Origin of the sequence: Prochlorococcus sp. MIT 1341 (assembly GCF_034092415.1) — a bacterium.
GTDB lineage: Bacteria > Cyanobacteriota > Cyanobacteriia > PCC-6307 > Cyanobiaceae > AG-363-P08.
This window is the reverse complement of sequence record NZ_CP139304.1, coordinates 1,895,938-1,919,853: the sequence shown is the minus strand read 5'-3', so window position 1 is coordinate 1,919,853 and position 23,916 is coordinate 1,895,938. Positions and strand designations below refer to the sequence as shown.

General features: G+C 42.0%; 24 protein-coding genes. 10 read left to right on the top strand and 14 right to left on the bottom strand.

Translation table 11 applies throughout. The features are described 5' to 3' along the window. Window positions 1-33 precede the first annotated feature (33 nt). From SOI84_RS09885 to bchL, 3 genes are all read left to right on the top strand, one after another. The gene (locus tag SOI84_RS09885; protein ID WP_320674347.1) at window positions 34-1,296 is read left to right on the top strand and encodes a ferredoxin:protochlorophyllide reductase (ATP-dependent) subunit N; all 1,263 of its coding nucleotides are present in this window, start codon (window positions 34-36) and stop codon (window positions 1,294-1,296) included. Window positions 1,297-1,300: 4 nt separating this feature from the next. Next, complete coding sequence (locus tag SOI84_RS09880) at window positions 1,301-2,896, top strand: ferredoxin:protochlorophyllide reductase (ATP-dependent) subunit B (protein WP_320674346.1); 1,596 nt, start codon at window positions 1,301-1,303, stop codon at window positions 2,894-2,896. Between the two features lie 196 nt (window positions 2,897-3,092). Beyond that, complete coding sequence (bchL, locus tag SOI84_RS09875) at window positions 3,093-3,983, top strand: ferredoxin:protochlorophyllide reductase (ATP-dependent) iron-sulfur ATP-binding protein (protein WP_320674345.1); 891 nt, start codon at window positions 3,093-3,095, stop codon at window positions 3,981-3,983. 16 nt (window positions 3,984-3,999) lie between these two features. On the opposite strand, the gene SOI84_RS09870 is transcribed toward bchL, so the two are convergent. The 3 genes from SOI84_RS09870 to psaM form a co-directional block, all read right to left on the bottom strand. Continuing rightward, window positions 4,000-5,013 (bottom strand): protochlorophyllide reductase, encoded by a 1,014-nt coding sequence (locus SOI84_RS09870; protein ID WP_320674344.1) that lies wholly within the window; start codon window positions 5,011-5,013, stop codon window positions 4,000-4,002. Between the two features lie 74 nt (window positions 5,014-5,087). After that, window positions 5,088-5,438 (bottom strand): hypothetical protein, encoded by a 351-nt coding sequence (locus SOI84_RS09865; protein ID WP_320674343.1) that lies wholly within the window; start codon window positions 5,436-5,438, stop codon window positions 5,088-5,090. Between the two features lie 139 nt (window positions 5,439-5,577). Next, window positions 5,578-5,691, bottom strand: a complete 114-nt coding sequence (gene psaM, locus SOI84_RS09860) for a photosystem I reaction center subunit XII (RefSeq protein WP_320674342.1) — start codon at window positions 5,689-5,691, stop codon at window positions 5,578-5,580. Between the two features lie 202 nt (window positions 5,692-5,893). Between psaM and SOI84_RS09855 the strand changes: the two genes are divergently transcribed. Next, window positions 5,894-6,661 carry a lipoate--protein ligase family protein gene (locus tag SOI84_RS09855; RefSeq protein WP_320674341.1) on the top strand — a complete coding sequence of 256 codons (768 nt, stop codon included), beginning with the start codon at window positions 5,894-5,896 and terminating at the stop codon, window positions 6,659-6,661. On the opposite strand, the gene SOI84_RS09850 is transcribed toward SOI84_RS09855, so the two are convergent. Next, window positions 6,658-7,902, bottom strand: a complete 1,245-nt coding sequence (locus SOI84_RS09850) for a site-2 protease family protein (RefSeq protein ID WP_320675464.1) — start codon at window positions 7,900-7,902, stop codon at window positions 6,658-6,660. The genes SOI84_RS09855 and SOI84_RS09850 overlap by 4 nt on opposite strands. 77 nt (window positions 7,903-7,979) lie before the next feature. Here SOI84_RS09850 and SOI84_RS09845 point away from each other — a divergent pair, with 77 nt between their 5' ends. Beyond that, window positions 7,980-8,657, top strand: coding sequence for a phosphoribosylanthranilate isomerase (locus SOI84_RS09845; RefSeq protein WP_320674340.1), 678 nt, complete (start codon window positions 7,980-7,982; stop codon window positions 8,655-8,657). Here the strand turns inward: SOI84_RS09845 and SOI84_RS09840 are convergent. From SOI84_RS09840 to SOI84_RS09820, 5 genes are all read right to left on the bottom strand, one after another. Next, window positions 8,654-9,361: an SDR family oxidoreductase gene (locus SOI84_RS09840; protein WP_320674339.1), complete on the bottom strand. Its 708-nt coding sequence runs from the start codon at window positions 9,359-9,361 to the stop codon at window positions 8,654-8,656. The two genes, SOI84_RS09845 and SOI84_RS09840, sit on opposite strands and share 4 nt — an antisense overlap. A 23-nt stretch (window positions 9,362-9,384) precedes the next feature. Beyond that, complete coding sequence (locus tag SOI84_RS09835; protein WP_320674338.1) at window positions 9,385-10,374, bottom strand: acetyl-CoA carboxylase carboxyltransferase subunit alpha; 990 nt, start codon at window positions 10,372-10,374, stop codon at window positions 9,385-9,387. 23 nt (window positions 10,375-10,397) lie between these two features. Then, window positions 10,398-11,438 (bottom strand): long-chain acyl-[acyl-carrier-protein] reductase, encoded by a 1,041-nt coding sequence (locus tag SOI84_RS09830; protein WP_320674337.1) that lies wholly within the window; start codon window positions 11,436-11,438, stop codon window positions 10,398-10,400. Window positions 11,439-11,585: 147 nt separating this feature from the next. Continuing rightward, window positions 11,586-12,320 (bottom strand): aldehyde oxygenase (deformylating), encoded by a 735-nt coding sequence (locus SOI84_RS09825; RefSeq protein ID WP_320674336.1) that lies wholly within the window; start codon window positions 12,318-12,320, stop codon window positions 11,586-11,588. Between the two features lie 92 nt (window positions 12,321-12,412). Next, window positions 12,413-13,228 (bottom strand): creatininase family protein, encoded by an 816-nt coding sequence (locus SOI84_RS09820; protein ID WP_414153596.1) that lies wholly within the window; start codon window positions 13,226-13,228, stop codon window positions 12,413-12,415. Window positions 13,229-13,291: 63 nt separating this feature from the next. Here SOI84_RS09820 and SOI84_RS09815 point away from each other — a divergent pair, with 63 nt between their 5' ends. Genes SOI84_RS09815 through pgeF form a run of 3 tightly spaced genes read left to right on the top strand, consistent with a single transcriptional unit; the run spans window position 13,292 to window position 16,280 of the window. Further along, window positions 13,292-14,542 carry a S1 RNA-binding domain-containing protein gene (locus SOI84_RS09815; protein WP_320674335.1) on the top strand — a complete coding sequence of 417 codons (1,251 nt, stop codon included), beginning with the start codon at window positions 13,292-13,294 and terminating at the stop codon, window positions 14,540-14,542. A gap of 21 nt (window positions 14,543-14,563) precedes the next feature. After that, window positions 14,564-15,430 (top strand): Tab2/Atab2 family RNA-binding protein, encoded by an 867-nt coding sequence (locus SOI84_RS09810; protein ID WP_320674334.1) that lies wholly within the window; start codon window positions 14,564-14,566, stop codon window positions 15,428-15,430. 22 nt (window positions 15,431-15,452) lie between these two features. Next, window positions 15,453-16,280 (top strand): peptidoglycan editing factor PgeF, encoded by an 828-nt coding sequence (pgeF, locus tag SOI84_RS09805; RefSeq protein ID WP_320674333.1) that lies wholly within the window; start codon window positions 15,453-15,455, stop codon window positions 16,278-16,280. Here pgeF and SOI84_RS09800 read toward each other — a convergent pair. The 4 genes from SOI84_RS09800 to hemH form a co-directional block, all read right to left on the bottom strand. Beyond that, window positions 16,274-17,947 (bottom strand): NAD(P)/FAD-dependent oxidoreductase, encoded by a 1,674-nt coding sequence (locus SOI84_RS09800; RefSeq protein ID WP_320674332.1) that lies wholly within the window; start codon window positions 17,945-17,947, stop codon window positions 16,274-16,276. The two genes, pgeF and SOI84_RS09800, sit on opposite strands and share 7 nt — an antisense overlap. Window positions 17,948-17,970: 23 nt before the next feature. Further along, window positions 17,971-18,348: a nuclease gene (locus SOI84_RS09795; protein ID WP_320674331.1), complete on the bottom strand. Its 378-nt coding sequence runs from the start codon at window positions 18,346-18,348 to the stop codon at window positions 17,971-17,973. Next, a complete protein-coding gene (gene ilvB / locus SOI84_RS09790; protein ID WP_320674330.1) occupies window positions 18,330-20,183 on the bottom strand; it encodes a biosynthetic-type acetolactate synthase large subunit in 1,854 nt (617 codons plus the stop codon). Before ilvB ends, SOI84_RS09795 begins: the two co-directional genes overlap by 19 nt. 151 nt (window positions 20,184-20,334) lie before the next feature. Further along, window positions 20,335-21,510: a ferrochelatase gene (gene hemH, locus SOI84_RS09785; protein WP_320674329.1), complete on the bottom strand. Its 1,176-nt coding sequence runs from the start codon at window positions 21,508-21,510 to the stop codon at window positions 20,335-20,337. A gap of 73 nt (window positions 21,511-21,583) precedes the next feature. On the opposite strand from hemH, the gene SOI84_RS09780 reads away from it, so the two are divergent. Next, a complete protein-coding gene (locus tag SOI84_RS09780; protein ID WP_320674328.1) occupies window positions 21,584-22,750 on the top strand; it encodes a site-specific integrase in 1,167 nt (388 codons plus the stop codon). Window positions 22,751-22,951: 201 nt separating this feature from the next. Beyond that, window positions 22,952-23,641: a cob(I)yrinic acid a,c-diamide adenosyltransferase gene (gene cobO / locus SOI84_RS09775; protein ID WP_320674327.1), complete on the top strand. Its 690-nt coding sequence runs from the start codon at window positions 22,952-22,954 to the stop codon at window positions 23,639-23,641. Here the strand turns inward: cobO and SOI84_RS09770 are convergent. Next, entirely contained in the window at window positions 23,638-23,835 is a 198-nt protein-coding gene (locus tag SOI84_RS09770; protein ID WP_320674326.1) for a hypothetical protein, read from the bottom strand. The two genes, cobO and SOI84_RS09770, sit on opposite strands and share 4 nt — an antisense overlap. Between the last annotated feature and the right edge of the window lie 81 nt (window positions 23,836-23,916).

The following is a 23,916-nucleotide window of genomic DNA, read 5'->3' as shown; positions in this document are numbered from 1 at the left end:
CATGCAATTTAAATAAAAGATCAACGAATAATTATGAGCGGCACAACGCTGCTAAAAGAAAGTGGACCTCGAGAGGTTTTCTGTGGTCTCACATCAATTGTTTGGCTGCATAGGCGCATGCCAGATGCATTCTTTTTGGTCGTAGGTTCTCGAACCTGCGCACATCTAATCCAAAGCGCCGCAGGCGTAATGATCTTTGCTGAACCTCGTTTTGGCACCGCTATTCTTGAAGAAAAAGACCTTGCTGGACTAGCGGACGCACACGAAGAGCTCAATCGCGTTGTAAAAGATCTTCTTCAAAGGCGCCCGGAAGTTAAAACTTTGTTCCTAGTTGGCTCATGCCCAAGTGAGGTGATAAAGCTAGACCTATCACGAGTAGCTGAACAACTAAACAAGGCTTACGAAGGCCGAGTTCGTGTCTTGAATTACTCCGGTAGTGGTATAGAAACAACCTTCACACAAGGGGAAGATGGAGCCCTAAAAGCTTTAGTTCCATTAATGCCAACAAGCACAACAAAAGATGATCAACTACTAATAGTAGGAACTCTGGCAAATGCGGTTGAAGATCGGTTAATAACGCTTTTCAAGCGAATAGGCATTCCAAACATTGCAAGCCTTCCTCCTCGTAAATCAATTGATTTACCTTCTATTGGACCCGGGAGCAAGGTACTTTTAGCCCAACCATATTTAAGCAGTACAGCAAAAGCCCTCCAAGATAGGGGCGCAGAAATAATCCAAGCACCATTTCCTCTAGGCATAGAAGGTAGCCAACTTTGGATGCAAGCAGCAGCTAAAGCCTTCAACATCCCTGCGGGATTATTGGATTCAACCTTAGAACCCCTAATTGCAAGAGCACACAAAGCCTTAGAGCCTTATAAACAAAAGCTTGCAGGGAAAAGACTTTTTCTACTTCCTGAATCTCAACTTGAAATTCCCTTAGCGCGTTTTCTTCACCGCGAATGCGGAATGGAATTAATCGAGGTTGGGACCCCATATCTAAACAGAGAAATGATGCAAGCAGAATTAGATCTTCTGCCCCCAAATACTCGCCTTGTTGAAGGGCAACATGTAGAGAAGCAACTTGATCGCGTCAAGCAAGACAATCCAGACCTCGTCGTTTGTGGAATGGGTTTGGCTAATCCATTAGAAGCTCAAGGAGTTGCTACTAAATGGTCAATTGAACTCGTTTTCAGTCCCATCCATGGAATAGATCAAACAGCCGACTTGGCCGAACTATTCGCAAGACCTCTTTACCGCCAAGACCTACTAGACCACAAAGTCCTCGCTCACGCCTGAAATCATGGAACTAACTCTCTGGACATACGAAGGACCTCCGCATGTAGGAGCCATGCGAATCGCCTCCTCAATGGAAGGTGTTCACTATGTATTGCATGCCCCTCAGGGAGATACATATGCAGATTTATTGTTCACAATGATCGAAAGGCGAGGGAAAAGACCACCTGTCACCTATACAACCTTTCAAGCAAGAGACCTCGGTGGAGATACAGCTGAGCTAGTTAAAGGGCACATTCGCGAAGCCGTCGAAAGATTTAAACCTGAAGCACTTCTAGTAGGAGAAAGCTGCACTGCGGAACTAATCCAGGATCAACCTGGCTCACTTGCTTGTCGAATGGGGCTTGGACTCCCAATTATCAATTTAGAACTACCGGCCTATAGCAAAAAAGAAAATTGGGGTGCAGCTGAAACCTTTTATCAGCTAATTAGAGGGCTTCTTAAAGAACACACTCCAGAAAATAACTCTCATGACCCAACAAAATGGAAAAGAGAAGCAAGGAAACCAAAAGTTAATCTTTTAGGCCCATCTTTGCTTGGCTTTCGATGTAGGGATGACATTCTTGAAATTAAAAAATTATTACTCGAACATGACATAGATGTGAATGTAATTGCACCACTAGGAGCAAATACTGCTGATCTTCTAAGAATTCCAAAATCAGACATCAACGTATGTCTATATCCAGAAATCGCTGAATCAACCTGCGTTTGGCTAGAAAGAAACTTTGGGATGCCCTTTAGTCGCACAGTTCCAATAGGTGTTGGTGCTACAAAAGACTTTTTAAAAGAAATACAGACCTTGCTTGATATGCCTCATACAACTAACGAAGATAACAATGAATCAAGGCTGACTTGGTATTCACAATCAGTTGACTCAAACTATCTCACTGGGAAAAGAGTATTTATCTTCGGCGATGGAACGCATGCTATAGCTGCCGCAAGAATTGCTAAGCAAGAGCTGGGTTTTGAGGTTGTTGGCCTCGGAACATATAGCCGAGAAATGGCAAGACCAGTTCGCAAGGCAGCCGAAGCACTAGGACTAAAAGCCCTTATTAGCAATGACTATCTTGAAGTTGAAGCCGCTATGGCCGAAGCTGCCCCAGAGCTGGTTCTAGGGACACAAATGGAAAGACATAGCGCTAAACGACTAGGTATTCCATGTGCAGTAATAAGCACTCCTATGCATGTTCAGGATGTTCCTGCAAGATATAGCCCCCAAATGGGCTGGGAAGGAGCCAATGTCATTTTCGACGACTGGGTTCACCCCCTAATGATGGGTCTTGAAGAACATTTAATTGGGATGTTTAAGCATGATTTCGAATTCACTGATGGGCATCAAAGTCATTTAGGTCATCTAGGAGGGGCGAAACCCATAGAGGACATCTCAGTTGCAAAAGGACCTCAAGCTGAAGTCGATTTTGCTCTCTCAGAAGAGGTTAATTCTCCGGTTTGGACACCTGAAGGAAAAGAAGAACTAGCAAAAATTCCTTTCTTTGTTCGTGGAAAGGTTAGAAAAAATACAGAAAAATATGCTCGACAAGCTGGGTGCAGAAAGATTGATAGCGAAACACTCCTCGACGCAAAAGCCCATTTCAAGGCCTAAAAACAGGGATCCCATTTTATACACCAGACAAAGAGCGGTCCTGAGTAAATAGACCTATCTATTTAAAAACTGCGAAAAGTTTATGTCCAAAGGAACGCATAATGAAAAATATTATTTAGAAAAACAGTAACAATCTCCAACCACACTTTTAAGCTCTTAATTTGTATGTATCTGTAGATATGTCTAAGGTCTGTTAATGACAACAACCCTTAATCGTCCTTCTGATGGCCAAGGAAGCGTTCAGGTGCACCAGGACCCTTCAGTTCATATAGAAGAAGGAGCTCTTGTAATTGCTGTTTATGGAAAGGGGGGGATAGGAAAGTCAACTACATCCTCCAATCTTTCTGCTGCTTTTTCCAAGCTAGGGAAAAAGGTTCTCCAAATTGGTTGTGACCCTAAGCACGACAGTACATTCACCCTTACTCACAAGATGGTTCCTACGGTCATCGACATCCTTGAGGAAGTCGATTTCCACAGTGAGGAATTACGCCCTGAAGACTTCATGTTCCAAGGGTTCAACGGGGTGATGTGTGTAGAAAGTGGTGGTCCACCTGCAGGGACGGGTTGCGGAGGTTACGTTACGGGACAAACCGTCAAGTTACTAAAAGAACATCACTTGCTTGAAGATACTGATGTAGTCATATTTGATGTACTAGGTGATGTCGTTTGCGGTGGCTTCGCTGCTCCCTTACAACATGCAAATTATTGCCTCATAGTTACCGCCAATGACTTTGACTCAATTTTTGCGATGAATCGAATAGTTGCAGCAATCAATGCAAAGGCTAAAAACTACAAAGTTCGTCTTGGGGGAGTAATTGCAAACCGCTCTGCAGAATTAGATCAAATAGAAAAGTTTAATGAAAAGACAGGCCTAAAAACCATGGCCCATTTTCGTAATGTAGATGCAATTCGTCGTTCGAGACTTAAGAAGTGCACCATTTTCGAGATGGACTCGAACGAAGAAGGCGTCCGAGAAGTGCAGGAAGAATATCTATCTCTAGCCAAAAAACTTAGTGAGAGCGTAGAACCTCTAGATGCTGAGCCTTTAAAAGATAGAGAAATATTTGATTTACTTGGATTTGACTAAAAAATTTAAGTACAGGTCAGGCTAATCCAACCAACTTCATTGAAAAGTCCCATACCTTGCTTGCTGTAAGCGGATCAGTAACTCTATTAGACAATTCCTGAGAGAACTGTCTTCCGTTTTTTCTTTGACGATTCCCCCAACTCCAATGAACCCCTGAAAGAGCAAAATCTGGATCAGCTACCACCTGTGCAACTCTCTTTCCTGCTAAAGACTGACTAACAAAACCCCCAGTTATTAATTTCTGAAACCAAGGAAAAAGAATCTGAAAAATTCTTGGAGTATTTCTAAATAGTTTTGTATTAGCTACACAACCTGGGTAAAGAGAACTGAATAAAATCGGAGAATCTTTATACCGTCGATGCAACTCTTGTGTAGTAATCATATTGCAAAGCTTACTATCCTTATAAGCCTTTCCAGGCTTAAAGCGCTTACCACTTGCCATGCTGATTGGTGAACGAAACCCCTGCTGAAAGCCATCAAGACTTCCTAAATCAGCAGGGGCTGGTATAGGGATCTTGCCTCCCAGTTCTTTGTAGTTAGCTGTAACAGTTCCTAGGATTACGACTCTTGCCCCCTCCTCTCCCCAAGAAGCGCCTTTCCAAACAGGCCTTGCAGAATCCCTAAGATTATCAAGCAAAAGATGAATTAATAAAAAGTGTCCGAAATGATTTGTCGCCATGGAAATCTCATAACCCTGAGCCGATCGACGAGGGGCTCTCAATCTTGGCAAATAAACAGCAGCATTACAAACCAATGCATCCAAAGGCTTCTCAAGAGCATTTAAAAGTTTCTTTGTTCCTTCTCTAACGCTATCGAGATCACTTAAATCCATTTGCAAATGCTGAAGCTGACTTGGACGCCCGGAGGGAAGTCCTAGTTTGATCGCAGCCGCTTCGGCACGTAATGAATTCCTATTGGCCGTAATTACCCGCCAACCAAGATCAACCAGTGCCTTAGTCGCATACAATCCAACACCAGAAGTTGTGCCGGTGATAAGAACAGTGCCTGGTGCCGCTTGAGAAGAAGCCATTTAAAAACACTAGAAACAAAAGGCTGATAGTGATCTACAAATTTTGCTCACCGTTATGAATTTAAAAAGTTGTCTCATTTCCATAGAATCCTCAAACGATCCTGCTCAATCCATTGATCTTGATCATCCATAAATCTACGAGTACCCCCTATCGTGAATAAACGGTCAAAGCGCATCTGAAAGGTCTCTAGCCTTTGTGATTCATCATTCAAAATCGTTGAGATCTCACCATGACGGTCAAGACGTTGATGGTAAGCAAAACATAGCTTTACCAAACTCACAGAAAACAGAGCAAGTAGCCCAACCTTCATTGAGAGAGCTAAAAAGCTATAAATCAACTCTTTTCGCTGCTCCCTAAGCTGCAGCCTTGAGGCCAAAGTTGCAGCATCAACCCTCTTCAAACGCCTGTTTGAAGAGCTAGACATCTTGGTCTGAACTGGTGTTCGTCTTGGATGCCTAGTCCTGGGTCTAGCCAGGGAAGCAGTCAAAGTTATAAATCAATTAATCTGCTTTTATCGCAGACCAACTCATCTGCCAAGGCCCTTAGGCCCTTAGGCCCTTCTATCAGGTACGCGCCAGTGTTATTCCTAGACGCAAGGCAAGAATGCCGGCATGAGCAACAACAACAAGACAAAGGCCAGCTAAGTCAATACTTGAGTCCATTGGTAAAGGAAGCATTTACGTTTCACCTATTCTCCACTTAAACAGGCAAGAAAATCCACTATCTGCAAAAGCCTGTCACACCTTCTTCAAAAAAACACAACAAAAACAAAGCTATCCCCCCCCCAATCAAAAACTATTCAAAAAAAATTGAACCATTTTGAAGGTCCTAAAATCTTTTAAAAATACAAGCCAAATGAACTACTAAGCAGTCTCAACAATGCTTTTCAGCAATCGCTACACAACTAAAGATTTTCAAACTTGTGGGTTAATAAAGCCTATTTGCCTACCTGGGCCAGAACAAATGGCACTGGATGTCCTTTTTCTTGAAAAATCGTTAAAAGAGACGTTGCCTTTTCCCAAGTTACGCTTCTACTCCTGGAGCGATTCATGGCTCTCAATAGGACGAAACCAAAAGCAATTCCCAAGAAATTGGGCCAATCTTGTACGTGAAGGCAAGCTCAAAATAGTAAGGAGGCCAAGTGGGGGGGGAGCAGTGTTGCATTCCGGAGGCTTGACATATTCCTTGATATGGCCAGGAGCACCAAAGAAACGTAAATTGGCATACAAAATTGCATGCCAATGGTTAATAGAAGGGTTTAGCAAGCTTGGAATGTCTCTAAAACTCGGTGAAGAAATTGCCGTTCCAGAAAACACAAATTGCTTTTCAAGATCAACCATAGCCGATTTGATTGATGAGAAAGGTTATAAACGCGTTGGCAGTGCACAACTATGGAAATTCGGGAACCTTCTTCAGCATGGAGAAATAATTATTGACCCTCCATCTCAACTCTGGTGGGATGTTTTTGGTGAGCCACCCCCTGAAAAAGCCCCAAAAACAATCCCAAGGAATGGTTTAGGAGGAGTTCTTGAAAAAGTCTGGATATCAGGCTGGCCAAATGTGAAAACAGAGAAAATTATGATTTCTCAAAGTGAAAGAAATGAAGCCTTGAAGAAATCAAATGATTATGTAATTGAGATTAGCTAGTCAGGTTTTTCAATGCTCCCAGAAGAAAACATTGCTTCCACAATTTTATTTAAAGACATACCTAAAGGATATGTATTATGAGCTCTTGCTGCACTCAATAGTTTCCCTGGTAAATCAATACCTAGCTTTTTTAATACAGCTTGTCCAAGATCAACCCTATCTAAAGTGCCACAAGGGAGTCCAGCAGAACTAAAAACCAGAAGCCTTCCTTCATCAGACTTCTCTAAGTAGTTAACAGCTTGCCAAAGAGGTATTTTTTCACCTACTGAAGGGAGATCAGTAAGAGGGCTTTGATGATCGCCAAGAGTATACTTATCCCAATTCTGAACAGGGATATCCTTCAAAACGTTATCCGTAAGATAACCAACCCATCTACCAGATCTACAAAGCAAAATCCACTCCGGGGAGGAATCTTCTGAGTTTTTGGATAAACGTAATTCACTCAGCCGACGAAGGGGTTGATCTTCTTCTAGAACCCTGAAACGTCTACTACGAGCATCACTAACTGTTAACTCACAAAGAATCTCTTGTAAAACCAACATTTGACTCTGTGATCGCGATGCTGAAAGACCGAACCACCCCAACATGATCAACCAGAGTCCTCCTATCCCACGACCTTGTAAAGAAACCCAGAGTCCTAAAACAATTGCAAATATTGCTAGAAAACGCCCAGTATTTGTGGCCACTTGAATTCCTTTACGCTGACTCCCAGTCCACTTCCATACCAAAGCTTTAAGAATCAACCCCCCATCCAAGGGTAAACCAGGAAGAAGATTAAAAAGACCTAAAACAAGATTCAGGGAACCAATTTGACCTAATAAGTTTCCAAATAATGGGCTCCAATTAGAGACTGAGCTAACAGGAGTCAAAAGTGCAATGGCAAGTAAAAAACTTACTATTGGTCCTGCCGCGGCGACTCTCAGAGCCGCCATGGGAGTGGCACACTCTTTCTCAACTCTAGCCACACCACCCAACAGAAAAAGAGTAATGCTTTTAACTTTTATCCCCTCATTTATCGCTACAAAAGAATGCCCAAGCTCATGAAGTAATACTGACAAGAACAACAATAAAGCAGTAATCAGCCCTAATCCCCAGCTTGTCCATGGGGCAAGCTGGGTCTGAGACACTCGAACCACTTGTCCTTGGGAAGTCCAAGTAAAAAGGAACAAAATCACAAACCAACTAGGGTGGACCCTCAGTGGGATCCCCTTAAGCCGCATCAACTCCCAACCTTCTTTCACCAAGTCCTCCATCAGGCCTTTGAAAAAGCCCTTTACTATCAGATCCTAGAAAATCTGCTAATTACTCGCTTTAAATTATGGGAGCTCCTACATCGATCGCAGTAAAAGTCTGTGGCGTCACTAACCCAATTCAGGCTACTGAAATTGCACAGACAGGAGTTAATGCCATTGGTGTAATTGGGGTTTCAAGCTCGAAAAGATTTGTAATTGAAAAAGTAAGAAGAGAAATATTCTCTGCTGTCAAAAAAAACAATCCTCAAGTCCAAAGAGTATGGGTTATAGCAAATTTAGAAGACTCAAGCATTTGCAAAAGTCTCCAAGGAGAAGGAACTCCTTCAGTTATTCAACTTCATGGGGACGAGACCCCAAAAGAATGCAAGAGACTTCGCGAAAAGTTTCCTAAAGTTGAGTGGTGGAAAGCTCTTAAGATCAAATCCCAAAAAGACTTGGCTCTAGCCGAAACCTACTCCAAGAATGTTGATGCAGTTCTACTCGATGCTTGGGACCCTATCCAATTAGGAGGAACAGGAAAGCGCCTACCCCTTGAATGGCTAAAGCAAAATCAAATACCGCTCCCATGGTGGCTCGCTGGAGGGATATCTGCAGAGTTCATCCCTGAACTACTTGCCGAAGTCAGACCTTCTGGAATAGATGCATCAAGCCGCCTGGAGAGCTCCACAGGTAAGAAAGATTTAGGAAAAGTAAAAGATTTATTAGCAGCTGTGCGGGGCCTGGAAAAAGATCTGACATTTTAAAAAGCACCTGTAGAGGGCATCAAAGTTATGTCCTCTACAATTTGGGAAGAAGGCTGCTGAGCTAAATAATAAAGAGCCTCTGCAGCCTTCTCAACTGGAAGCATTGCATTCCTATCAAAGTCACTTTGTACAGTGTCTGTATCCCAAAGGGTTGTATTTACAGCGCCTAAGGTGAGAGTACAAGCCCTAATTGAATTCTGACTTTCCTCTACCGCTAAACACCGAGTAAAACTATCAAGAGCAGCCTTGCTAGTGCAGTAGGCCCCCCATTGCGGGAAAGCATTGCGAGATGCATGACTACTTACATTGATCACTAACCCGCCTCTCTCGCGCATGTAAGGGATCACTACCGCACATACCTGGAAAACACTTGTCAAATTCATCTGAAAAAGCCATTGCCAACTTTCAAGTGACATTTTCAGTAAATCTCCGGTCCATGCAACTCCCGCGTTATTAATAAGAACGGAAGGACAAAGGCCTTGCTGAAGAAGTAAATCCATACCTGAATAAATTTCATCAGGTTTAGAAAAATCAATTGCTTGATAGAAAACCTTATTACCAGAATTTGTTAATTCTTCAGATAAGGCCCTTAACGCAAGTTCATCTCTAGAAACTAATAACAAATCCCAGCCAGAGGCTGAAAACAGTTTTGCAGCTTCTTTACCAATGCCTCTTGAGGCTCCTGTAATTAGTGCAGTGGGCACTTTAAGGGTGCAAAGTTGAAACTCTAGGGAATCAGCCCACTTTCTGGAGCACTAGCTTCAAGAACCTTTCCCATTGCTCGAAACTTTCTATATCTAGCCTGGCGTAACTTCTCAGTCGACATCGCCAATAATTCATCAAGATGCTTCTCTATGGAGGTCCTTAGAGCCTCGCCAGCTTCAAGAGGCGCCCAATGATTACCTCCTGCCGGCTCAGAAATAACCTCATCAACAACCTCTAGCTTCCTTAAATCTTGAGCAGTGATCTTTAGAGCTAAAGCTGCTTCAGAAGCCTTGGCTGCATCTCTCCACAAAATAGAGGCACATGCTTCAGGGCTTGCGACTGTGTAAACACTGTGATCGAACATAATCAATCGATCTGCCACCCCTATTCCTAAGGCACCTCCAGACCCCCCCTCGCCAATCACAGTTGCAATAATTGGGACACGAAGTCTAAACATCTCCCTGAGGTTTACTGCAATAGCTTCACCTTGCCCCTGCTCCTCTGCTAAAAGCCCTGCATAGGCTCCTGGAGTATCAATAAAGCTAAGGATTGGAAGATTAAATCTATCCGCATGTTCCATCAAACGTAAAGCTTTTCGATAACCACCGGGTGTTGCCATTCCAAAATTCCTGGCAACATTTTCCTTAGTATCTCTACCTTTTTGATGGCCAATCAATAAGACAGCTCTTTCTCCAATCCTTCCTATCCCTCCGACAAGAGCTTTGTCATCACTACCTCTTCTATCTCCATGCAACTCCAACCAATCATCACAAAACATCTGTATAAAATCCAATGTGCTAGGCCGATGTGGATGTCTTGCCACCTGAATCTTCTGAGCAGGAGTTAAAGCCTGAAAAATCTCCTCTCTTCTTCGCGCAGCCAAAGTCTCTAACTGAAGAAGTTGTTGGCTGACATCTACCTCAGAATCACGTGCAAGCTGTCTAATTTGTTCAATCTGCTTCTCAAGTTCTACAAGAGGTTTCTCGAATTCAAGAAGGTGTCGACTAGCCATAACAGAAATAAAGGAGGTTTTTATCAGGCAATGGCTGCCTGGTAATGCTCTTTCAAATTGAGTGTAGAGAAGCCATGTTTAACAGAAGCTTCCCCTATGAAATCCATTTTTTCCAAAGTGATGTTATTTCTGCCCCAACTGAAGTTTGTGTAGCAATCCTCAAACTCCAAAAGCATTGCTTCTGCAAAACAAGCAAACATTTGCCTTTGAGGTTTATCCATCTCGGCCAATTCCATCATGCTCCACCCAATGTCCTTAAAAAATTCCACTATCCCCCCATTTAAAATATGTACCCCTGAACCAGAAAACTTGACTCCCAAATTCTTTGGGTAACCTCCATCAATCATCAAGCAAGGACTTTTGAGACTCTTAGAATCAATTTCAAGAGTTTTTGGCAAACTTGCTACCCAAACAACAGCATCAGCCTTTGGTAAAGCCTCTTCTAAAGATTCAATTTCACCACCATGAAGTTCAGATCGTAACTTCATCAAAGGTTCCTTCTGCCTAGCGACTAAGGAGAGTTCTTTCACTCCTGTTCGATTAGCAAGCCACCTGCAGACTGCGCTTCCGATATCTCCTGTAGCTCCAACAACAGCCACTCTTGCATTAGCGAGATCAATACCCAAAAGAGGTCCATTGATTTCTAGCTGCCTACATATCACCCATGCGGTATGTGTATTGCCAGTTGTAAATCTCTTCCAATCAAGCATTGTGCTCCGAACATGCTGATGTTGAAGCAAATTAAAATTCTCAAAAATAATCGAAGTAAATCCTCCTAAAGCTGAGATATCAATCCCTTTCTTTTGAGCTAATTCCATTGCGTTTAAGACTTTGCGACGTGCTGTCTTAAACCTGCTCAACATTTCAGGTACAAAACAAGAATCTATGTAAGCTCCCGTAATTTTCTTCCCAACTGCACTTTCAACCTCAACATGCTCTACAAGTTGTGGTGGTGCACTACACCAAACATCCAAGTCACCCTTAGCTATATGGTCATAGCCAAGGTCATGAGCCTTACGCCTCGCATCTTCAAAACTAGTTGAGTGTCCGATAAGACCAAACATTTATAAAAGAAAGGGTTCCTAAATCGGAGCCAATGATTTATTTGTCCAGACACGGAGATTAAGTCACGATGATCCTTCTAAGAAAATTATATGTTGAAAATTTGCCGAAAATCATTTTTCAACAACCTAAGAAAATTATGCTCTGGCTCAAAAAACCAAAGCTGCGGCTGCCATACGAGCCATCTCACGAGTGTTAAAGCCTATATGAGTTAAAGCCTCCTGATAAGCAATAAGAAAATCTTCAATCAAATCTTCTTTATCCATGTGGAGTACTGAAGCATCCTCAGCAACCTCATCAAGCATGGCCTTAACAATAGGAAGATTTACCTTGTTGGCCTGAATCAACTCTTCCTTTGATTCCTCGTAATGGGCTTTGAGCCACTCTTGACCATAATTCAGATGTAAATACTCGTCCTGGACTACCCCTTGAGTAATTTTTTTGGCGAAAGGATCAGAAACGGGAATATAAATGTGATATGCGGAGATAGCAAAGGCCTCAATAAGGATTGCCTGAATAAGAAGACAAGTCGCAACCTTTCCTTCCTTAAAAGCAGTTTGAAAGTTTTCATGTAACGGCTTAAAAAACTCTTTAGCGAAAGTCATATCAGCTTCAACTCCAAGATTCTTTCCACAAGCTGTGAAACCCTTCATATGGCGCAATTCCATCCTTGCGAGCTTAGTTAGATCTTCCTTCTGATCAGCTAAAAGCTCCCCAAGGTAAATGTAATTATCGTGAGCCTCCTGCTCGCCTTCAATGACGATCGCATTGATCCTGCTATAAGCATCCTTATAAGCATCTGAAGTGAAGTCAGGAATTAACCCTGAAGACTCTTCATTCGGGGCATCAATAACAGCTGAGGAAGGAGATGCAATTGTCTGCATGGATTTCTTTTGACACTCAATATGGGGGACTGTAACCATGTATGTGCAAAAAAGGTTGTTAATTGGTTGCAGAGTTTCAGATGTTCAACTTTTCAGGATCTGACCAGAGGCCAATCGCTACACATCAAACTTGTAAAAAGGTTGACCCAATGCTCAACCAAAGCCTTCTTAATTTCCTCCCCTAATCCTGTTCCTGCCTTGCGACTATCACCCAAGACACCAGAATCACTAAGCTCCCTTGTTAACCACGCTGATGGAGCAGGTCCCTCAAGACTCCAACCTGGCGGTGGCGGACAAATCTTCATTTTATTTTCAGACGAACAAATGCCATCAACTGGTCTCTGAGATCCAACAAGGCCAGGCGCAATTGAAAGCATCAGACTTGTTTCAGCGAGTCCAGCATGAAGCCCTCCTTCCTCTTCCTCTGGAGGTATTAAATCCGCTAAAGATTCAACCCCGTGCCAAAGGAAGCAAGGAAGGACAGCTAATGCTGGCGCTTGAACTCTCAACTGTCTTGCTACAGCTTGCAATAGACCAATCTGTCCCCCATGCGCATTAAATAAAACCAGTCGTTGAAAGCCCATTTCCGCCAATTGACTTCCAACTTCTAGGACAAGTTGGAAAAGCAAACCCCCACTTAAAGAAATTGTACCTGGAAAAGATTGATGTTCTGGAGAAAAACCTAGTGACTGTGTATTAAGTCTCCAAATCGGACAATCCTCAGGGAGCCTCTGTAGCACATCAGAAAGAATACTTTCGGCAAACACAGTGTCCGTTGACAAAGGTAATTGAGGCCCATGCTGCTCACAAGCCCCAAAGGGCCAAACCAATGTTGAACCCTGACGACCTGCCTCATCAGAAACAACGGTCCAGTGAAAATCTTCAAAGCGTCGAGAAATACTACTCACCAAATCAAACCTGTTTTTAGCACTTTGCCTGTCAGACTGGTTGCAAGATGAACAAAAGGCCCAATGACCGAATCAGGGGGTCTGCAGCCGAACAGACCTAAATCCAAGGCCACAAAAGCAACTCCTCCTCGCAAACCTCCCCAGGTTATGCATATCAGGAAGCGTGAGGAGCAAGAAGAACATGCACAAGAGGTTTCTAAAGCAGACCAAGAAGAGTCCCTGATGTCACAAACCACTCTTGAAACCTCTATTCAGAATGATGCTACAGGTAGAAGCAACCCTAATAATCCGGAGGGGGTTGATGGCCTAACTATGGCCGATTTACTTGGACCAGTTAATAATTTTTCACCCTCTAAAGCACACTCACAGAACAGAAAAGATCAATCTTTTTCTCTAGAAAATCTCCCTTCAAGAAGTGTTGATGACTTCGATTTTGACGAAGAGGCCTTCCTTGCCGCACTTGACCAAAACGAACCTGTTGGGCTCACTGGAGAAATTGCAACAGGCGCCGTTATCGGTGTAGAGAGTGATGGCGTTTATGTAGACATTGGTGGTAAAGCGCCAGGTTTCATGCCAAAGAATGAATGTAGTTTGGGCGTCATCACTAATCTCAAAGAAAAGTTCCCAAAAGGACTTGAGCTAGAAGTACTAGTTACTAGAGAACAGAATGCTGATGGGATGGTGACTATCAGCTGCAGAGCACTTGCACTACGAAAAAGCTGGGAAAAGGTAAGAGAACTTGAAAAAGAGGCAAAGGTTGTCAAGGTCATCGTCAATGGCTTTAACCGTGGAGGAGTCACCTGTGATCTGGAAGGACTAAGAGGATTTATTCCACGCTCACAACTTGTTGATGGGGCCAATCATGACAGTCTGGTTGGAAAAAATCTTGTCGTCACATTCTTAGAAGTAAACCCTGACAACAGAAAGCTTGTCCTTTCAGAAAAAAAAGCCGCTTTGGCTATTCGCCTAGGAGAGCTAGAAATCGGTCAGCTCATAGAAGGACAAATTGTTGCAGTAAAACCCTATGGATTCTTTGTAGACCTAGGTGGTGTAAGCGGTCTGCTTCACCAATCAATGATTACTGGTGGATCTTTAAGATCCCTTAGAGAAGTTTTCGACTATGGAGATAAACTCAAAGCGTTAATAACTGAACTAGATCTGAAACGTGGACGTATTGGTCTTAATACCGCCCTGCTTGAAAGCATGCCCGGCGAGATACTTTTAGATAAAGAAAAAGTATTATCTGAGGCTGAAGAAAGAGCCCAAAAGGCTCGTAGTCTTCTTAGTAAAAATAAGGAAGAGGCTGCTGAATAAGCTCTCCTTCTAACAATCCAAATGAGTACTCTTAAACAAGCTGATTGGGAGCTGGACTTTTACTCCCGTCCAATTATTGAATCCGATGGCAAAAAGCGATGGGAGCTACTCATCATCAGCTCCCCAGATCTGTCTAATTCAAAGCCATTTAAATGGGAAAAACGTTGCCCTGCAAACGAGGTCAATTCCCTATGGCTTGGGCAAGCTCTTAAAGAAGCCCTGGAGGAAGCAAACAAGCAAGGCTGGGAAGCTCCTCTGAGACTGAGGTGCTGGCGTACATCAATGAAATCTATGGTTAAACGCGCCGCAGAAGAATTAGGTCTAGAAATTATCTCCAGCAGGAGAACTTATGCTCTTGTTGAATGGCTATCCGAAAGGGAAAAAAACCTATATCCCAATGAAGATGGATACATGGCAGGACCATTAGCTCCTCCCCCTGTACCAATACTGAATCAACCGATCCCATTGCCTGAAGCAGTAAGGGGAGATGCATGGAGCTGGGCCTCAATTCCAATGGGTATCCTTCAAGAAGCCAAAGAATGGCCAATGGAATTCAATGGTCTTTTGCCCATGGGTGATGTTTTAAATGCAGAGCTTCCCATCCCAGGATTAAGGCTATTCAGTAAATCACGATCACTAGCACTAGCTGCCTGGTTAGGGGGATTAGAACCAGTCAGACTTGTAGTTGAACGAACCCAACTCTTACTGGAAGCCGGACAAGATGATAGATGGCTAGTTACTGATCTTGATCAACAAACAGCCATTATGGCGGAAAAGGATTTAAAGAACACAAGAGAAAATGGAACTGGCCTACAATTTATTGCTGTTCAAAGTAACCCGAAAAAAGAATTCTTTGATGGATTTTGGATGCTTAGAGATGTAATCTAAACTCATTAGCGAATAAACTTAAATGCAAATATCTTTATCAACAAAAGCAAGTAAAAAAAATGAATTTGCACCAAAAAACATTAAAGATTGGTCCTGGATTAATTTAGGAGGCAATTATTATCTTGAAGCAAAAGCTCTAAGAAAACATGGTTTTAGGCATGGCTTTTTCACACGGCAATGGAGCCACAAAAAGCCTAAAGAGTTATCATCATATTTGTTTAATCACAAAACAGTGCATATGTTAAGACAGAAGCATACTGGAAATGTTTTATATGCTTCTCAAGCAAAGCAACATCCTCTCCCTACCGCAGATGGTCTTGTTAGTGATATGAGCAAGCAAAGCCTTTGGCTGTACAGTGCGGATTGCATTCCGATATTTTTTGCAGATCCAGAAAGTGGGCTAGTTGCTGCTTGCCATGCGGGATGGCGCGGTCTCACTTTAAGAATAACCTCAATGACTCTTAGGAAATTGATTTCAATAGGGGCAAAAATTGAGACGTTGATAATAGTAATGGGACCGGCAATAAGCGTAGATAATTATGAAGTTAATACTGAAATATATGAGGCCATTGCTAAGACTCTAGGAGATAAATTTGAACCACTAAAAAAATCTGAAAATTGGGTAAGATATTCGGATACAAAAGAAAGCTTCATGGGTAATAATAAAACAGAAAAAGTATTGATTGATCTTCGTCTAGCAGCATCTGAACAACTAATCATGGAAGGAGTAAAGGCAAGTCAAATCATTATTTGTCCAATATGCACCATGAAAGAAAAGAATTTCTTTCATTCATGGAGAAGAGATCAAATCAAAGCGACCCAGTGGAGTTGTATAGCCAACAATCAATAATTTTTTTCTTTAGCAATCTTCAACGCAATAGATTCCGCTGCTCTGATTCCATCTATAGCCGCAGACATTATTCCACCTGCATAGCCAGCTCCTTCTCCAGCTGGGATCAATCCAAAAGTGTTTAATGATTCTAAAGTTGCATCTCTTGTGATCCTTACAGGGGACGAAGTACGAGTCTCAATTCCGGTGAGAACAGCATCAGGGTAGTCAAACCCATCAATACGTTCTGCAAAAAAAGGTATCGACTCCCTTAAGGCTTCAATCAAAGATTCAGGCAATGATCTACTCAAATCAGAAACCTTAATTCCAGGTAAATATGAAGGCTTTACTTTTCCCAAAGACGTAGAGGCCTGCCCTAATAAGAAATCCTCTAAACGCTGAACAGGTGCAAAATATCTACCTTCTCCTAAAAGAAAGGCATTTTTCTCAAGATCGCGCTGCAAAGCAATTCCAACCAAAGGATCCCCTTCCCAACGCTCGAATCGTTTGAAGTCATCAGCACAAAGATTCACCACCAGAGCACTATTTGCATTTCGTTCATTTCTAGAATGTTGACTCATTCCATTTGAGACAACACAATCTTTTTCGGAAGTCGACCCAACGACCAAACCTCCAGGGCACATACAAAAGCTATATACAGATCGGCCATTAGTTGCGTGATAAACCAACTTATATTCGGCATGACCAAGTTTTGAGTGCCCAGCCATTTCCCCCCAACGGGCTTTATTAATAAGACTTTGAGGATGTTCTATTCGAAAGCCAACGGAGAAAAGCTTGGGTTGTAGTGAAACCCCTCTTTTCTCAAGCATCTGAAAACTATCTCGAGCAGAGTGACCTACTGCAAAAACAACATTACGAGAAGAAATAACACCTCCATCTTGAAGTCTTAAGCCAACTATCTGAAATGGTTTGGAGGATTTTTTAGAGAGTGAAGTCCTCTCCATCAAAAGATCATCTACACGAGTCTGAAACCGTATCTCTCCCCCCAACTCAAGAATTCTTTCTCGTAAACCTCGAACAACTGTTGCAAGTTTAAAGGTTCCAATATGAGGTCTATGGAGAGTAAGAATTTCATTGTTTGCCCCACTTTTTACAAGCTCTTCAAGTACCTTACTTTTATATTTTTTTGGATCTGTAATTTGGCTATAAAGCTTCCCATCAGAAAATGTACCCGCTCCGCCCTCGCCAAATTGAACATTTGATTCTTGATCTAAAGAGCATTGCCCTTTCCAGAAACCAAAAACTTGAGAGGTTCTATCTTTCACCTCTTTTCCACGCTCAAGCAATAAAGGTCTAAAGCCCATTTGGGCCAGCAAAAGTGCTGCAAAATAGCCACATGGTCCAGCTCCTACTACTACAGGCCTAGAAGAATCTGCAGCGGAGAGATTTTCACTCGCAGAAACAACTGGTCGATAACTCCAATCTTGAGCTTTCCTAATTAGATTATTACCTGCATGGCGCTTTAATAAAAAGGATTCTCCCTTTACCTCCACATCCACGCTATAGATAAGTTTTATCTGCCCTTGCTTGCGTGCATCAATACTCTTTTTAACTAAACGATAGCTAATCAAGCGTTTCAATCCAATCCCTAGGCGCTTAACAATTGCGTCTCTTAAGCAATCTTCCTGATGATCAAGCGGAAGCTTTAACTGGTCAATTCTTAACACGTTAACCTAAAGAAGTCGATAAATTAATCACACAAAGAGTTCCCAAGATTAGCATCAATAAGCTGTCTAGAAACATCCTTTTCCATCCCAATAGGTGTAACTATTGCCAAAAGAGAACCATCAACTACACCTTTAGGTTTGAAATTTATTTTCTTACCTCTGGGTAATTTTGACTTCAAAAACTCTCTTGCCTTTCTTTCATCAGAAGGGTCTACATCCAAGCAAGCCAAACGAACTGAATAACTTCTATTCTGATCGCCAATTTGCAAAACCATTGAGGTTCTAATCTGAAGTACTTCTGCCGCAAATAATTGCAATGGAATTAACAACAAAAATAAAAACATTAAGAAAGGAAAAGCATATCTAATAACTCCTCTAAGTATCAAAGCAAAGCCCCACATCCAGAACAATAACGATGATCCGTAGAATTGATTAAACCGCACGAAGAACATTCATGATGCTTATCTACAATCTGCTCGGGATCAGTAGGCAAGCCAACCATCTGAGCATTACTTTTACCTGGAGGAACCATTGGATAACAATTTTCATCTCTTCTTACATGTACATCAATCAACATGGGGCCTTCTTCTGCAAAAGCCTTTTCTAACTCAGAGGTTAAATCCTTCCTCTCAGAGATCAAAACACCTCCTAACCCAAAGGATTTAGCTAAGGCAATGAAGTCGGGCATTCCCAAAAGCATGTCCGATGCAGAATAACGCTCATTGTAAAAGCTTTCTTGCCACTGACGAACCATCCCTTGCCAGTGATTATTTACTATGACCACTTTTACGGGAAGATTGTATTGGGCAATAGTTCCTAACTCTTGAATATTCATAAGAATGCTCGCATCTCCGGCTATACAAACTACCTTTTCATTTGGGAATGCGATTTGAACCCCCAAGGCAGCAGGCATTCCATATCCCATTGTTCCAAGTCCTCCACTACTAATCCAATGTCTTGCCTTATTGCTTAGATATTGAGCTGCCCACATTTGATGTTGGCCTACATCAGTAGTTACAAACGCATCTGATGCTATCCCCTTCAAAGCAAGCAACACCTCCTGTGGGTAAATGGCACCATCTTCTGGTGGTGTAAAAAGTGGATAACGAGTCTTCCAAGAATCTATTTGCTTAAGCCAAGGTAAAGTATTCACATTGATTTTTTGTTGCTTACTTAACTCAAGTAGCTTTTTCAAACTAACTCTAACATCACCGACAATAGATAAATTAGCTCGCCTATTCTTACCTACCTCAGCAGGATCAATCTCAAAATGAATCACCTTTGCACGAGGAGCAAATGTATCAAGCTTTCCAGTAACTCTGTCATCAAATCTCGCACCTACTGCTATCAATAAATCGCATTCGGTAACAGCAAAATTTGCATAAGCTGTTCCATGCATTCCAAGCATGCCAACTGAAAGAGGTTGATTCTCATCAAAAGCCCCCTTACCCATCAATGTTGTAGTAACAGGTAGTTGATGGCGTAAAGCAAATGCTTCAAGGCTTTCATGAGCATTAGCAGATATAACTCCACCACCTACATATAAAAGTGGACGCTCAGCTCGATTTATTAGATCTAAGGCTTCCTCAATAGATGAATCTGAAGGTTCAGGTGAAAGTTTGAATCCTCTAGGGATAATAGTTCCAGGTTCAACAGGAATGTAATCAAACAACTCCTGACCTACATCCTTAGGTATATCAATCAAGACAGGTCCTGGTCTACCAGTAGAGGCAATATAAAAAGCCTGTGCAACAACAGTTGCTAGATCAGAAGGGTCGCGAACTACCCATGAATGCTTAACAATCGGAAGAGTAATTCCAAAAATATCAGTCTCCTGAAAGGCATCTGTTCCAATAGAAGGTCGAGGGACTTGTCCAGTTACGACAACCATTGGAACAGAGTCCATTTGAGCAGTCGCTATCCCTGTAACCAAATTGGTCGCACCAGGGCCAGAAGTGCCAAAACACACTCCAACCTTTCCTGTAGCCCTCGCATAGCCATCAGCAGCATGGGTACCACCCTGCTCATGTCTTACAAGCACATGTTTAAGCCATCCTTCCTTCTCTGCATGATGCACTGCGTCATAGATAGGAAGAATTGCTCCTCCTGGGTAACCAAAAACAACCTGAACACTATGCCTACGCAAAGAATCCATCAAGGCTTCAGCACCAGTAATTCTGCGAGATTCTTGGTGATCACGTTTTCGCAGATTCCCAATAGATGAGGTCAGAGTCACTACAAAAGCGAGAAAGGATTTATTTTTTAAGATTAGGCGCCAAATACCAAGAGGCAAAGAAGATTTACCAATTAAATTCAAATTGAGCCTGATTTTCTCACTTCGCGACTAAAGCCAAGCATTCCCAGAATTTTCTTAATGGAAGCAAAAATCACAAGATCCCTAAATAATGGAGTAATCCCTTTCCCGAAGCAAGTTCTATTAAAAACGCAAAAAATACAAGCATTGCCACTCTCCCATTCCATACTTCAGAGCTGTTGTTCCACCCCCACTGCCATTTTTCCTGAGGGTACAACTTTATTTTCTTTGAGAGACTGGAAGCATCATCAAGTGCAATTTCAGGACCTTCTAAACTGGCGATCACAATATCTGCAAGTGCAGATATAAAAGCTGGATAAGTGTCTAGCGCTCTAACCCTATGAAAGTTAACTACACCTGATTGAGCAGCTAGTTCTCGATATTCAATATCAATTTCCTGAAGTGTCTCAATATGTTCACTTACAAAGCTAATTGGAACAACAACTAAATCATGCGTCTTTGCTGAGCCTAGTTCCTTAAGGACTTCATCTGTATATGGCTTAATCCATTCTTCTGGACCTACTCTACTTTGATAAGCCAAGGTGTATTTATTCGAATAACCCAACATCTTCTCAAGCTCTTGCATAATCAAATTAGTAGAACCTTCTATTTCCTTTTGGTAGGGGTCACCAGCCTCTTCTATATAACTTTTAGGAATACCATGTGCACTAAAGAAAATATGTGCCAAAGAAGGCTCCTCACAAAGTTTTATCTTTTCAGCGATTAACTCTGCCATCGAAGAAACATAACCAGGGTTGTCATACCAGCTTCTTATGCAGCGAATTGGCAATAATTGAAAGGCAGGGTCAATGTCCCTCAACCTGTTTAGTTCACGAAAACTTGAACCACTTGTACTTAACGAAAAATGCGGATAAAGAGGAAGTACTACTACCTGACTAATGCCATCGGCCTTAAGGTCAGAAACTGCTGATTCAGTAAAAGGATGCCAGTAACGCATCGCCACATAAATCGTCGCATTAATACCTCTTTGCCTTAATTGGCTTTGTAACTCTCTTGCTTGTTGTTCAGTAATCCTCCGAATTGGAGAACCTCCACCAATAGCCCTATAAGCCTGTTGAGATTTACCCGTCCTTAGATAACTTATAAACCAGGCAAGGGGTTTCTGCAAAGAAGGATTTGGTAGCCGAATAATTTCAGGATCAGAAAACAAATTGAACAAAAATGGTCCGACATCCTCAATTCGCTCTGGGCCTCCGAGGTTCAGCAAGAGGACGCCAATACGAGACATAGAAATGTAATCAGCAAAAAAGACTTGAGAGTAGTGCCAATCAACGTCAAGCTACAGAAAGCATTGATCGAATATGACAGTCAGCAAAAAGCTGAAAGCAATCAATCTAGCCCTTGCGAGCAAAGGAAGCTCTATGCGAATAGAGCAAAGAGGAGAACGACTTAACCTTCGAGGGCCATTACCGTCTAAGGATGGCAATGAAAGGAGAGCGGTTCAACGGATTAGCCTCCGCCTTTCAGCAACACCAGAAGGAGTGGAAGAAGCTGAAAGAATCCTTGAGCTAGTAGTTTTGCAACTACAGCACAACAAATTTGACTGGAAGTACTGGGAAAGACAAACAAACACTACACAAAAGAAAAGTGTTCCGTCTGATTTGGAGGACGCCATTGAAAAATTTAAAACAAACTTCTTCTCCAATCCACTCAGAAGGAAGTCGCCAGCAGGAACAAAAACCACCTGGTCTTCGGCTTATCTTCCTTACATAAACCGGCTATTAACAATTGCCAAAACAAGCCAAAAAGGTTTCACAACCAATCTCTTATCTCTAACTCTCGCAAGTTACTCAGAAAATTCCAGGAGTAGGCAACAGTGTGCTACTGCTCTTAGCGCTTTTGCGGGTCACTTTGGAGTAGCACTTCCAAAAGACTGGAAAGCAGAAGCAAAAGGATATGGACTACATAAAGCCCATTTTCGCCATCTCCCAAATGATAATTTAATCCTCAAATTCTGGGAACTAATCCCAAACCCACGCTGGAGACTTGCATATGGCCTTATGGCGACCTATGGATTAAGAAATCATGAAATATTTTTCTCAGACTTGTCTTCTCTTTCCAAAAATGGGGACAAGGTGATCAGAGTTTTACCCAATACAAAAACAGGTGAACATCAAGCTTGGCCCTTCCATCCTGACTGGATTAAAAGATTTGGGCTTGAGCGCCTAGGAGAAGAACCAACAGCATTACCAGAGATAAATACTGATCTTGCCAAGACCACTCTTCAACAAGTGGGAAGACGTGTTTCTGAACAATTCCGTAGATATAATTTACCGCTAACCCCATATGATCTCAGGCACTCTTGGGCAGTAAGAACAATTCATATTGGTCTTCCTGACACTGTTGCCGCGAGGATGATGGGTCATTCTGTTTCTATTCACACAAAAACTTATCACCACTGGCTGACCCGTCGCGACCAACAACAAGCAGTTGACAATGCATTGGCTAGATATATTATTACTAGTTAATTTTTAAAGGTTGCACTAATATATTCAAATCACAAATCATCTTGAGCCCCTATCTCTGTAAGAACTCTATTTTACCTGCAAGTAGACATACCTTGGCTTTTATTTTTTGTAACTTAGAGGAGTGGAATGGAATACTTTATTATATATTCAATATATAATAAAGTAAGATTTATCTACAAAATTCACTCCTGAATCCAAATCATGGCTGATGCAACGAATCAAGAAGAAGGAGAAAACTCTTTAGATCAAGCTGCCTTAGAACTAGGCATAGGAGGAAAGTTGTCACCCGATAAGGATGATCTAAGTTATAAAAAAAGGATGAGTCAACGCCAAAAGATACAAAAGCAAAGAGTAAACTCTAGACAAAAAGAAAAAGGATTAATTCTTGTATTCACTGGGAACGGGAAAGGTAAAACCACTGCTGCATTAGGTCTTGCTCTTAGAACTCTTGGGCATGGCGAAAAAGTCGCTATTGTGCAATTTATAAAAGGTAGTTGGGAACCAGGAGAAGCAAAGGCCTTTGAAAAGTTTGGGGATTCCTTGGAATTCCATGCTTTAGGAGAAGGTTTTACCTGGAATACCCAAGACAGAGAAAGAGACGCCTCTTTAGTGGCTAATGCTTGGGAAAAGTCTCTAGATTTTTTAAAAAGAAAAGAGCACAAACTTGTGATACTGGATGAAATCAATATTGCCCTGAAGCTTGGATATCTTTCATTGGATCAAGTCTTAATTGGGCTAGGGGAAAGGCCTCCCTTAAAACATGTTGTTCTAACCGGCAGAGGTGCTCCAAAAGAACTTATTGACATTGCAGACTTAGTAACAGAAATGAGTCTCGTTCATCACCCTTTCAAAGAACAAGGCATCAAAGCCCAAAAAGGTATTGAGTTTTAATTAACACCAGATTGTTGATCTACTTCGGCAGCTAAAAGCTTTGTTGCTGCAAGAAGAACCGAAAGACCACTTACTAAAAGTGCTCTATGTACTATTGGATTCTTCCAAGAAGAAGGGTCTTCACTCACACGATCTAGTGCCGAAATTGTCAATCGAGCCATCAATGCTGAGGAGCTATTAACTTCCTTACCCATTTTTCTAAACTGTTTCTTACATCCAAGCGACTTACTAAGTTTTGACAAGCAAGACTATCCGGCTACAGATCTGTCATTCCA